At 74.2% G+C, this 12,414-nt stretch carries 9 protein-coding genes; 8 read left to right on the top strand and 1 reads right to left on the bottom strand.

Annotated elements, in window-relative coordinates; all coding sequences use genetic code 11:
- Positions 1–104 precede the first annotated feature (104 nt).
- From KGD84_RS10680 to KGD84_RS10660, 5 genes are all read left to right on the top strand, one after another.
- Positions 105–1,064: an ATP-binding cassette domain-containing protein gene (locus KGD84_RS10680; protein WP_220560118.1), complete on the top strand. Its 960-nt coding sequence runs from the start codon at positions 105–107 to the stop codon at positions 1,062–1,064.
- Entirely contained in the window at positions 1,061–1,891 is an 831-nt protein-coding gene (locus tag KGD84_RS10675; RefSeq protein ID WP_220560117.1) for an ABC transporter permease, read from the top strand. The genes KGD84_RS10680 and KGD84_RS10675 overlap by 4 nt, the downstream gene beginning before the upstream one ends.
- 130 nt (positions 1,892–2,021) lie before the next feature.
- Positions 2,022–3,008, top strand: coding sequence for an aldo/keto reductase (locus tag KGD84_RS10670; protein WP_220560116.1), 987 nt, complete (start codon positions 2,022–2,024; stop codon positions 3,006–3,008).
- A gap of 159 nt (positions 3,009–3,167) precedes the next feature.
- On the top strand, positions 3,168–3,533 hold the full coding sequence (locus tag KGD84_RS10665) for a VOC family protein (protein WP_220560115.1): 366 nt from the start codon (positions 3,168–3,170) through the stop codon (positions 3,531–3,533).
- Positions 3,534–3,576: 43 nt separating this feature from the next.
- Positions 3,577–4,092 carry an SRPBCC domain-containing protein gene (locus KGD84_RS10660; protein ID WP_220560114.1) on the top strand — a complete coding sequence of 172 codons (516 nt, stop codon included), beginning with the start codon at positions 3,577–3,579 and terminating at the stop codon, positions 4,090–4,092.
- 123 nt (positions 4,093–4,215) lie between these two features.
- On the opposite strand, the gene KGD84_RS10655 is transcribed toward KGD84_RS10660, so the two are convergent.
- Positions 4,216–4,701, bottom strand: a complete 486-nt coding sequence (locus KGD84_RS10655; protein WP_220560113.1) for a MarR family winged helix-turn-helix transcriptional regulator — start codon at positions 4,699–4,701, stop codon at positions 4,216–4,218.
- Between the two features lie 100 nt (positions 4,702–4,801).
- Between KGD84_RS10655 and KGD84_RS10650 the strand changes: the two genes are divergently transcribed.
- The 3 genes from KGD84_RS10650 (at position 4,802) to KGD84_RS10640 (ending at position 12,318) form a co-directional block, all read left to right on the top strand.
- Positions 4,802–5,833: an LLM class flavin-dependent oxidoreductase gene (locus KGD84_RS10650; RefSeq protein WP_220560112.1), complete on the top strand. Its 1,032-nt coding sequence runs from the start codon at positions 4,802–4,804 to the stop codon at positions 5,831–5,833.
- Positions 5,834–5,845: 12 nt separating this feature from the next.
- Positions 5,846–6,553: an NADPH-dependent F420 reductase gene (locus KGD84_RS10645; protein WP_220560111.1), complete on the top strand. Its 708-nt coding sequence runs from the start codon at positions 5,846–5,848 to the stop codon at positions 6,551–6,553.
- A 281-nt stretch (positions 6,554–6,834) separates the two neighbouring features.
- Complete coding sequence (locus tag KGD84_RS10640) at positions 6,835–12,318, top strand: ATP-binding protein (protein ID WP_220560110.1); 5,484 nt, start codon at positions 6,835–6,837, stop codon at positions 12,316–12,318.
- Positions 12,319–12,414: the final 96 nt, after the last annotated feature.

Here is a 12,414-nt window from a genome sequence, read left to right as displayed (position 1 = left end):
TCCCCCGTGTCTGGTGGCGTCCACCCATCCTACGTTGAGATGCCAGCGGCATTCGGATACTCTCATCATCTGAATGTTGTCATCATCTGAAAGGAGGCGGAGCCGTGGAGGAACCCGCGTTCCAGGCCGAGGGCCTGGTCAAACGCTTCGGGAAGACCGTCGCCCTGGACGGCGTGGACCTGTCCGCCGCCCCGGGCACGGTGCTGGCCGTGCTCGGCCCCAACGGCGCGGGCAAGACCACCGCCGTGCGCATCCTGGCCACCCTCGCCCGCCCGGACGCGGGGAGCGCCCGCGTGGGCGGGTTCGACGTGGTGCGCGAGGCCGCCCGGGTGCGGCGGCTCATCGGCCTGGCCGGGCAGAGCGCCACCGTGGACGAGGAGCTCACCGGGCGGGGCAACCTGGAGCTCATCGGCCGCCTGCTCGACCTGCGCCGGGGCGCGGCCCGGGCCCGCGCCGCCGAACTGCTGGACCGGTTCGGCCTGGCCGGGGACGCCGACCGGCCCGTCTCCGGCTACTCCGGCGGGATGCGGCGGCGGCTGGACCTGGCCGCGAGCCTGGTGGGCCGGCCGCGGGTGGTGTTCCTGGACGAGCCCACCACCGGGCTGGACCCGGGGCGGCGCGAGGAGCTGTGGCGGATGGTCCGCGAGGTCACCGCCGAGGGGGCGACGGTGCTGCTGACCACGCAGTACCTGGAGGAGGCCGACGCGCTGGCCGACGACATCCGCATCATCGACCGCGGCCGGGTGATCGCCCAGGGCACGCCCGCCGAGCTCAAGCGCGTGGTGGGCGGCCAGGCGGTGTCCGTGCGCCCGGGCGGCCCGGACCACATGGACGCGGCCGCCGCGGTCCTCGCCTCCGTCACCGGCCGCGCCCCCGAGCGGACCGGGCGGACCGCCCTGTCGGCGCCCGTGGAGGACGCCGACACCGCCTGGCGGGTGGCCGAGGGGCTGCGCGCCCGGAACGTGCCCGTGATCGAGTTCTCCCTGCACCTGCCGAGCCTGGACGAGGTGTTCTTCGCCCTGACCGGGGACGCCCGCCATCGTGACGAGGAGCCCGCCGCATGAACACCCCTTCCCTCTCCCCCTCGCCCGTCCCTCCGGCGGCCCCGCCCGCCGCGGCACCCCCGCGGCCCGGCGCCCTGGTCCGGCACAGCCTGCTGCTGGCCCGTCGCGGCCTGGCCCGGTCCGTCCGCGACCCGGGGGCCATCGTCAACGGGGTCGTCACCCCGTCGCTGTTCATGGTGCTGTTCGTGTACCTCTTCGGCGGTTCGGTGTCCGGGTCCACCGGCGACTACCTCCAGTACCTCTTCCCCGGGGTGCTGGTGATGGGCGCGGGCCTGTCGGGGATGCTCGCCAGCGGGGTGAGCATCAACGTCGACCGCCGCAAGGGCGTGTACGACCGGTTCCGCAGCCTGCCCATCGGGCGCTCCGCCCCGCTGTGGGGGTCGGTGCTGGCGGACGTGGTGCGGTACGCGCTGGCGGTGGCGCTGCTGTTCGCGATCGGGGCCCTCCTGGGGTTCCGGGTCACCACCGACGCCGGCTCGGCGCTGGCGGCGGCCGCGCTGGCCATGGGGTTCGGGTTCGCGCTGAGCTGGGTGACGGTGTTCCTGGGCGTTCTGGTGCGCGGCGAGGGGACCGTGCTGGCGATCGCGTTCGTCGCGTTCCTGCCGCTGCTGCTGGGCACCAGCCTGGCCGCGCCGGTGGACACCCTGCCGGACTGGCTGCGGGCCTGGGCGGAGGTCAACCCGGTGACCCGGGTGATGGACGCCTGCCGGGCGCTGCTCACCGGCACCCCGGCCGGGTCGTCGATCGCCGCCTCCCTGGCCTGGTCCGCGGGTCTGGTGGCGGTGTTCTGCCCGCTGGCGGTGGCCGCCCACGGCCGCGAGCGCTGAAGGCGCGCGGACCGGACGCCTCCTCGCGCCGGGTGACATCGGCCCGGGGGCTTGACCTGGAGTGCGCTCCAGGTCGCAGACTCCTGTTCCAGGACCCGCGGAGAGCGGGCCGCGAACGGGAGGAACCCCCATGCGTCAGCGCACCATCGGCACCGGCCCCGACACCCGGCGCGAGGTGAGCGCCCTCGCCCTGGGCACCATGCTCATGGGAACGCGCACCGACGAGAAGACGTCCTTCGCCATCCTGGACCGCTACGCCGAGGCCGGCGGCACCTTCCTGGACACCTCGAACAACTACGCGTTCTGGGAGAACGGGGACCAGGGCGGCCAGAGCGAGGAGGTGATCGGCCGCTGGCGGCGCAGCCGCGGCGTCGGCGACGAGCTCTTCATCGCCACCAAGCTCGGCGCCCGCCCGCTCGCCCCGGGGACGGGTTACACCGACAACGCCGAGGGGCTGTCGGCCCGGACCGTCCGCGAATCCTCCGAGGCCAGCCGCGAGCGCCTGGGCCTGGAGCGGATCGACCTGCTGTACGCGCACATCGAGGACCGGGGCACGCCGCTGGAGGAGACCGTCGAGGGCTTCGCCGAGCTGGTGAAGGAGGGCTCGGTGGGGATGCTGGGGGTGAGCAACCACTCCGTCTGGCGTGTGGAGCGCGCCCGCGCCCTGGCCGCCGCCGCGGGCCTGCCCGGCTACGAGGTGCTCCAGTACCAGCACAGCTACCTGCGGCCGCGCACCGACATCGGCGACCCGCTGTGCCGGTACGGCAACATCGGCGGCGCGGGCCCGGACCTGCTCACCTACCTGGAGGCCGAGCCGGGGCTGACCCTGGTGGCCTACACCCCGCTGCTCAGCGGTGCCTACACCCGCGCCGACAAGCCGCTGCCCCGCGACTACGACCACCCGGGCACCGCGGCCCGGCTCGCGGTCCTGGGGGAGGTCGCGGCCGAGACCGGCGCCACCCCCAACCAGGTGGTCCTGGCCTGGCAGATCGGCCACGAGCTGCCCGTCATCCCGCTGGTGGGCGCCTCCTCCGTGGAGCAGCTGGAGGAGAGCCTGGGCGCCCTCGACCTGGAACTCACCGAGGACCAGCGCGCCCGCCTCGACGCCGCCGCCTGAACCGGACCGGGGCGGGGCCGCGGCGCCGGTTCCGGCCCGGCCCGGCCTGCGACACTCCGTTTCCCCGGAAATCCTTCGAATGGATGTACGAAGAATGTTAGTTTGAAGATACGGAGCCCGGCTCCGCCCCCCGACGAACCGAACGGAAACGAGGCACCCATGGCCGACGGCCTGAAGCCCGCCCTGGTGATCATCAACCTTCCGGTCAGGGACCTCCGGGCGGCCACCGCCTGGTACACCCGGGTCCTGGGGCACGGTCCGTCCGGCGAGCCCTCCCCCACCGATGTCGAGTTCGACCTGCGCGACGGGGTGAGCCTGCTGCTGACCACGGGCGACGAGGGCGCCGAACGGGCCGGGGCCAAGGTCCTGCTCGGGGTCGGGGACCTGGACGCCGAGCGGAGCCGCCTCGCGGACGCGGGCATCGGGACCGGCGAGCGCCAGGAGATCGAGGGCGCGCTGGCCTGGTCCGACTTCGAGAGCCCGGAGGGCCACCTCCTCGGGCTGGTCCAGCAGCTCGAGCGGTAGGGACCGAGGCGCTCCGAGAACACGCGACACCGGGGAGGAAGCAATGGACACCGACGAGCGGGCCGCCGCCGTGCGCCGGACGGACGACGGCTGGGAGCTGCGCTTCCGGCGCGGGTTCGCGCACGGCCGCCCGAAGGTCTGGGAGGCGATCACCGAGTCCGGGCACCTCGCCCACTGGCTGCCCTGCGACATCGTCGGCGAGCGCCGGGCGGGGGCCGCGATCGAGCTGCCCTTCTGGCCGGCGGGGGCCGGGGAGGAGGACGACGCCCCCCTGCGCGGCGAGATCCGGGTGTGGGATCCGCCGTCGGTGTTCGAGTGGACCTGGGACGGCGACGTCCTGCGGTGGGAGGCGGCGGAGGCCGACGGGGGGACGCTGCTGACGTTCACCACCCGGCTCGGCCCCGACCCCGACGCGGCCGCGCGCACCGCCACCGGGTACCACGTCTGCCTGGAGTACCTGGAGGCGCTCCTGGACACCGGAACCACCGACCACGTGGTGGAACCCGACCCCGCTCCGCTGCGGAAACTCTACGGCGGGGCCGTCGCGGCGGCGGGCTGAACCGGAACGTCCGCTCCCCGGGGCCGTCGGCCCCGGGGAGCGGACGCGTTCCCGCCGCCTCCCGTGCCCCGGGGGAGGCGGCGGCCCTGGCGCACACGCCCTCCCGCCCGGCCGCAGAGCGGGTCAGGCGGGGCGCGCGTCCAGGTGGGCGCGCAGGGCGCGGGCGATCTCCCCGGCGGCGGCGATCTGCTCCGGGGTGAGGGCGTCGACGAAGAGCTCGCGGACGGCGGTCAGGTGCGGGACGGTCGCACCGTGGAAGGCCCTCGCCCCCTCCTCCTCCAGGACGATCTCGGCGCCCCGGTTGTCCACGGCGCAGTCCTCCCTGCGGATCAGCCCGCGCCGCTCCATGCGCTTGAGGTGGTGGGACAGGCGGCTGCGCTCCCACTCGACGGCGTCGGCCAGCTCCGAGGAGCGCAGCCGCCCGCCCTCGGCCTCGGAGAGGGCGAGCAGGACCCGGTAGTCGGACGGCGAGAGCCCCGTCTCGTTCTGCAGGCGCGCGGACAGCTCGGCGCGCAGGGCGTCCGAGGTCTCGGTGAACACGCGCCAGTCACGCAGCTCCTCGCGGGTGGGCAGGCGCCTGCGCCGCCGCACCGGTGTGTCGTCGCTCATCCACGGCCTCCTTATTGACACGTCAATCATATGATCGCATAATTGACGCGTCAATCAACATGCGGCCGGGGGCCGAAGCCTCCCGCCGAGGAGGAGAACCATGTCTGACCTGCTGTTCGGACTCGACACCTTCGGCGACGTCCCCGAGGACGGCAACGGGGAACCGCTCTCCTACGGGGCGGCCATCCGCCAGGTCGTCGACGAGGCCGTGCTGGCCGACGAGATCGGCGTCGACGCGATCGCCCTGGGCGAGCACCACCGGCCCGAGTACGCCATCTCCACACCGGAGACCGTGCTGGCCGGGATCGCCGGGCGCACCTCCCGGATCAGGCTCGGCTCCGGCGTGACCGTGCTCAGCTCCGACGACCCGGTGCGGGTCTTCCAGCGCTTCGCCACGGTGGACGCCCTGTCGCAGGGGCGGGCCGAGGTCATCCTGGGCCGCGGCTCGTTCACCGAGTCCTTCCCGCTGTTCGGCTACGACCTGCGCGACTACGACGCGCTGTTCGAGGAGAAGCTCGACCTCTTCGTCAAGCTGCTCGACGAGAAGCCGGTGACCTGGAGCGGCACCGTCCGCGCGCCCCTGGAGAACGCCGACGTGTTCCCCAAGACCGAGTCCGGGAGGCTGCCCACCTGGGTCGGCGTCGGCGGGTCCCCGCAGTCGGTCATCCGCACCGCGCGGCACGGGCTGCCGCTGATGCTGGCCATCATCGGCGGGTCCCCGACCCGGTTCAAGCCCTACACCGAGCTGTACGAGCGCGCCGCGGCGCAGTTCGGCACCCCCGCCCACCCGGTGGGGATGCACTCGCCCGGGTTCATCGCCGACACCGACGAGCAGGCCAGGGAGATCTTCTACCCGCGGTACAAGGTCATCCGCGACCGGATCGGCGCCCAGCGCGGCTGGCCGCCGCTGCGCCCGGAGGAGTTCGAGTCCGAGATCGCCCACGGGTCGATGTACGTCGGCTCGCCCGAGACCGTGGCCCGCAAGGTGGCGGCGGCCGTCCGGGCCCTGGGCGTGGGCCGGTTCGACCTGATCTACTCCTCCGGGTCCACCCCGGCGAAGGACCGCATGCGCGCGGTCGAACTGTACGGGACCCGGGTCATCCCGATGGTCCGCGACATCCTCGCAGGCTGAGAGGCGGAGAACATGGGCACGACGGAGCGGACGGGCGCCCCCGTCCTGGGCGTCCTGGGCGCGGGCAAGGTCGGCACGGTGCTGGCCCGGCTGGCCCTGGCCGCCGGGTACCGGGTGCTGATCGCCGGTTCGGGCGACCCCGCCGAAATCGCGCTGACGGTGTCCGTGCTGGCCCCGGGCGCCGAGGCGGTGACCGCGGAGGAGGCCGCCGGCCGGGCCGACGTGGCCGTGCTGGCGCTGCCCCTGGGCAAGTACCGGTCGGTCCCGGCCGGAGCGCTGGCGGGCAAGCCGGTCATCGACGCGATGAACTACTGGTGGGAGGTGGACGGGGTCCGCGAGGACCTGTTGGACCCGCGCACCTCCTCCAGCGAGATCGTCCAGGGCTTCCTGCCGGGGTCCCGGGTGGTCAAGGCGTTCAACCACATGGGCTACCACGACCTGGAGGACGGGGCGGCGCCCGCGGGGACGCCCGGCCGCCGGGCGATCGCGGTCGCCGGGGACGACCCGGCCGACGTCGAGCTGGTCTCGGGCATCGTGGACGCGCTGGGGTTCGACCCGGTGGTGGCGGGCCCGCTGGCCGCGGGCGTGCGCCTGGAGCCGGGCACCCCGCCCTTCGGCGCGAACGTGGGCGCCGGGGAGCTGCGCGCGATGATCGCCCGCTTCCCCGAGTCCGAACGCGGGCGGGCGGTGGTCTCCGCACGCGGGGGCGTCCCGGCCTGAGGCCGGCGCGCCCGGCGGTCCGGGCCGGCGCCGTCCGTACCGGGACGCCCGTACGCCCGCTTCGATGCACGGGACACGCCCCCGGGTGGAATCGGTCACGTGGAGCAGAGGGACCGGAGTTCCTTTTGTGGAGTTCCCACAAGGATCGGCCCCAGCTGTGAGTGATTCGGAATATCGCATGCCCGTGAGCGATCCAGCAGAGTAGATGCACAAGCTAGGAAAGGCGGCCTCCACACCCCGGAGGTCGCCTTCTGTCGTCAAACAATCGGGGAGGTCGGCCGGTGTTCGGTCGTGTCGCCATCGTCAACCGTGGAGAGGCCGCGATGCGGCTCATCCACGCCGTCCGGGAGCTTTCCGCCGAAACGGGGGCACGGATCGAAACGGTCGCCCTCTACACCGACGCCGACCGCAACGCCACCTTCGTGCGCGAGGCCGACATCGCCTACTCCCTGGGGTCGGCCGCGGCCCGCCCCTACCTCGACCACGCCGTCCTCGAGCGCGCGCTGGTGGAGACCGGCGCCGACGCCGCCTGGGTCGGCTGGGGCTTCGTCGCCGAGGACCCCGCCTTCGCCGAGCTGTGCGAGAAGATCGGCGTCACCTTCATCGGCCCCAGCGCGGACGCGATGCGCCGCCTGGGCGACAAGATCGGCGCCAAGCTGATCGCCGAGGAGGTCGGCGTCCCGGTCGCCCCGTGGAGCCGCGGCGAGGTCGCCACCCTGGAGGACGCGCTGCGCGCGGGCGAGGAGATCGGCTACCCGCTGATGCTCAAGGCCACCGCGGGCGGCGGCGGGCGCGGCATCCGCAAGGTGTCCTCCGGCGAGGAGCTGGCCGAGGCCTACGAGCGCACCGGCCAGGAGGCGCTGCGCGCGTTCGGCTCCGGTGTCGTCTTCCTGGAGCGCCTGGTCACCGGCGCCCGCCACGTCGAGGTCCAGGTCATCGCCGACGGCCAGGGCACCGCCTGGGCGCTGGGCGTGCGCGACTGCTCCGTACAGCGCCGCAACCAGAAGATCATCGAGGAGTCCGCCTCCCCCGTCCTGGCCCCCGACCAGATCGCCGACCTCAAGGCCTCGGCCGAGCGGCTCGCCGTCGCCGTCGGCTACCGCGGCGCCTGCACCGTGGAGTTCCTGTACCACCCCGGGGAGAAGCTGTTCGCGTTCCTGGAGGTCAACACCCGCCTCCAGGTCGAGCACCCCATCACCGAGGTCACCACCGACACCGACCTGGTCCGGCTGCAGCTGCACGTGGCCTCCGGCGGCCGCCTCGAGGGCGCCCCGCCCCGCGAGGAGGGCCACGCCGTCGAGGCCCGCCTCAACGCCGAGGACCCCGACCGCGACTTCGCCCCCTCCCCCGGCCGCATCACCCACCTGCGCTTCCCCGTCGGCCCCGGCATCCGCGTGGACACCGGCGTGCGGGAGGGCGACGAGATCCCCGCCGACTTCGACTCGATGATCGCCAAGGTCATCGCCTACGGCAGCGACCGCGAGCAGGCGCTGGCCCGGCTGCGCCGCGCGATGGCCGAGACCACCGTCGTCATCGAGGGCGGCGCCACCAACAAGGGCTTCGTGCTCGAACTCCTCGACCAGCCCGAGGTCATCGACGCGAGCGCCGACACCGGCTGGATCGACCGGGTGCGCGCCCAGGGCCGCCTGGTCGACCACCGGCACTCCGCGGTCGCCCTGGCGGCGGCCGCCATCGAGGCCTACCTGGACACCGAGGAGGTGAGCCGCCGCCGGCTGCTGTCCACGGCGCACGGCGGCCGCCCGCAGGTGCAGCACGACCCGGGCCGCCCCCTGGACCTCAAGCTCCGCGGGGTCGGCTACCGGGTGCACGTCGCCCGGACCGGCCCGGACCGCTTCCGCGTCGGCGTCTCCGGCGGCGGCGAGGTCCACCCCGCCGACGTCTCGGTGGAGCGCTTCGACGCGTACAGCGGCCGGATCACGGTCAACGGCCACCGGTACCGGATGGTGTCGGCCGTGCACGGCCCGGTCCACCTGGTGGAGATCGACGGCGTCACCCACCGGATCAGCCTCGACGAGGGCGGCGTGGTCCGCTCCCCCGCCCCCGCCCTGGTGGTCGCCACCCCGCTGGCGGTCGGCGACGAGGTCGAGGCGGGCGCCCCGATCCTGGTGCTGGAGAGCATGAAGATGGAGACGGTGCTGCGCGCGCCGTTCCGCGCCCGCGTCCGCGAGTGCCCGGTGTCCGTGGGCGCCCAGGTGGAGACCGGCGCCGCGCTGATGCGCCTGGAGCCGCTGGCCGACGGGGACGAGGACGCCGCGCAGGGCCCCGGCGACGCCGTGGAGATCGACCTGCCCGCCGAGGCCGTCGCCCCCACCGCCGCCGAACGCGCCGAGCGCGGGCTGCGGGACCTGCGCGCCGCGCTGCTGGGCTACGACTTCGACCGCGCCGAGGCCGACCGGGCGCTGGCCGGCTACCTGGCCGCCCGCGCCGAGCTGGGCGACCGCCCCTCCGAGGGCGAGCTGGAGCTGGTCGCGCTGTTCGCCGACCTGTCCGAGTTGAGCCGCAACCGGCCCGCCGGGGCGTCCGACGCCGAGCGCGACGCCCAGGTGCACAGCCCCCGCGAGCTGTTCCACGGCTACCTGCAGAGCCTGGACGTGGAGCGTTCCGCGGTCACCCCGGCCTTCGAGGCCACCCTCACCGCCGTCCTGGCCCGCTACGGCGTCACCGGCCTGGACCGCACCCCCGAGCTGGAGGACGCGGTCTTCCGGATCTTCCTCACCCAGCAGCGGATGGCCGCGCACGTCGAGACCGTGTCCGGCCTGCTGCGCGCCTGGCTGGCCGGGAACGTGCCCGCACAGGCCCTCACCGAGAGGTTCGGGCTCACGCTGGAGCACCTGGTGGCCGCCACCCAGGTCCGCTTCCCGGCCGTGTCCGACCTGGCCCGCGGCGTCGTGTTCCGCTGGTTCACCCAGCCGCTGCTGCGCCGCAACCGCGCCAAGGTGTACGCGGCGGTCCGCGACGACCTGCGCCACCTGGACCGCGACCCCGACGCCCCGGACCGCGCCGAGCGCATCCAGGCCATGGTCGCCGGGTCCGAGCCGCTGGTCCGGCTCATCGGGCAGCGGATCGGGCGGCCGGGCCGCGACCACGCGCCGCTGCTGGAGGTGCTGACCCGCCGCTACTACGGCAACCGCGGCCTGTCCGCGGTCTCGGTCGGCGAGACCGCGGGCTGCCGTACGGTCACCGCCGACCACGCCGACCCGCGGGGCGCCACCCGCCTGTTCACCACCGCGGTGGACATCTCCGCCCTGCCCTCCGCGCTGGAGGCCGTCGCCGAGGCCGCGGCCGGGGCGCCCGAGCGGGGCCTGGTCGCCGACCTGTACATCGGCTGGGAGGACCAGCCGGACGTGGACGCGATGGCCGTGCGCCTGGGCGAACTGCTGGCCGCCCGGGAGCTCCCGGCGGGCGTGCGCCGCATCACCACCACCGTGGCCGGCGCGGGCGGCACCGTGATGCACCACCACTTCACGTTCCGCCCGACCGACGGCGGCCTGGCCGAGGACCGGCTGATCCGCGGCCTGCACCCCCAGCTGGCCCGGCGGCTCCAGCTGCAGCGGCTCCAGGAGTTCGACCTCACCCGGCTGCCCTCGGCCGACGAGGAGATCTACCTGTTCCAGGCCGTGGCCCGCAGCAACCCGGCCGACGAGCGGCTCATCGCGATGAGCCAGGTCCGCGACCTCACCCCGCTGCGCGACTCCGACGGCAGGCTCATCGCGCTGCCCGCGGTCGAGGACACCCTCAGCGGCTGCCTGGAGGCCATCCGCAACGTCCAGGCGCGGCGGCCCCAGCACAAGCGGTTCGACACCAACCGCATCCTCATGTACGTCTGGCCGTCGGCCGAGCTCGACCTGGAGGAGCTCGACACCCTGGTGCAGCGCGTCCTGCCCACCACCGAGGGCGCCGGGCTGGAGGAGGTCCAGTTCGTGGCCCGCCAGCGCAACGCCGCGGGCGAGCTGGCCGAGGTCGCGGTGCGGATCACCCTCGACCCCGCGCAGGGTCCGCAGGTGCACATCGACCGGCCCTCCACCGAGCCGGTGCCGGTCCTGGACGACTACCGCCAGAAGGTGCTGCGCGCGGCCCGCCGCGGCACCGTCTACCCCTACGAGCTGACCGGCATGCTCACCGGCCCCGAGGGCACCTTCGTCGAGCACGACCTCGACGCCGAGGGGAACCTGGTCCCGGTGGACCGCCCCAAGGGCGGCAACACCGCGGCGCTCGTGGCCGGTGTCGTCACCACCCCCACCCCGCTGCACCCGCAGGGCGTCACCCGGGTGGTGCTGTTCGGCGACCCGACCAAGGCGCTGGGCGCCCTGTCCGAGCCCGAGTGCTCACGGGTGATCGCCGCGCTGGACCTGGCCGAGCGGATGGGGGTGCCGCTGGAGTGGTTCGCCCTGTCCGCGGGCGCCCGGATCTCCATGTCCTCGGGCACCGAGAACATGGACTGGGTGGCGGCCGCGCTCCGGCGCATCGTCGAGTTCACCCAGGCCGGCGGTGAGATCAACATCGTGGTCGCGGGCATCAACGTCGGCGCCCAGCCGTACTGGAACGCCGAGGCGACGATGCTCATGCACACCCGGGGCATCCTGGTGATGACGCCGGACTCGGCGATGGTGCTCACCGGCAAGCAGTCGCTGGACTTCTCCGGCGGTGTGTCCGCCGAGGACAACTTCGGCATCGGCGGCCACGACCGGGTCATGGGCCCCAACGGCCAGGCGCAGTACTGGGCGCCGGACCTGCCGGCCGCCCGCGACGTGCTGATGGCGCACTACGAGCACACCTACGTCGCCCCGGGCGAGGACCGGCCGCGGCGGGCGCGGACCGAGGACCCCGTCGACCGCGACGTGTCCGTCTACCCGCACCGGGTCGAGGGCAGCGACTTCACCACGGTCGGGGAGATCTTCTCCGCGGAGCACAACCCGGACCGCAAGAAGCCCTTCGACATCCGCACGGTGATGCGCGCCCTGTCGGACCTGGACCACCCGGTGCTGGAGCGCTGGGCGGGCATGGCCGACGCCGACACCGCGGTGGTGCAGGACGCCCACCTGGGCGGGCAGCCCGTCTGCCTGGTCGGCATCGAGTCGCGGGCGGTGCCGCGGCGCGGCTTCCCGCCGGCCGACGGCCCGGACACCTACACCGCGGGCACGCTGTTCCCCAAGTCGTCCAAGAAGGTCGCCCGGGCGATCAACGCGGCGTCGGGGAACCGGCCGCTGGTGGTGCTGGCGAACCTGTCCGGGTTCGACGGCTCGCCGGAGTCGATGCGGGCCCTGCAGCTGGAGTACGGCGCGGAGATCGGCCGGGCGATCGTCAACTTCGACGGCCCGATCGTGTTCTGCGTGATCTCCCGCTACCACGGCGGCGCGTTCGTGGTGTTCTCCAAGGCCCTGAACCCGAACATGACGGTGCTGGCCCTGGAGGGCTCGTTCGCCTCGGTGCTCGGCGGCGCCCCCGCGGCGGCCGTGGTGTTCTCCGGCGAGGTCGACAACCGCACCGCGCGCGACCCGCGCGTGGTGGAGCTGCAGAACCGCGTGGCCGAGACCAGCGGTGCCGAGCGCGCCGAGCTCAACACCAGCCTGGCCGAGGTCCGCGCCTCGGTGCGGGCCGAGAAGCTCGGCGAGGTGGCCGCGGAGTTCGACCGGGTGCACAGCATCCAGCGCGCGGTCGAGGTGGGCTCGGTGGACGCGATCATCGGCGCGGCGGAGCTGCGTCCGCGGATCATCGAGGCCATCGAGCACGGCCTCAAGCGCTGACCCGGGTGTGAGAGGGGCCCGGCGGGATCTCCGCCGGGCCCCTCCCGTTGGAACGGGCGGGCGGTACGGACAAGCGGTACGGGCAAGCGTACGGGC

The sequence above is a fragment of the Nocardiopsis changdeensis genome (genome assembly GCF_018316655.1).
GTDB lineage: Bacteria > Actinomycetota > Actinomycetes > Streptosporangiales > Streptosporangiaceae > Nocardiopsis > Nocardiopsis changdeensis.
The sequence above is the reverse complement of the archived record's forward strand: the minus strand, read 5'-3'. Positions and strand labels throughout refer to the sequence as shown.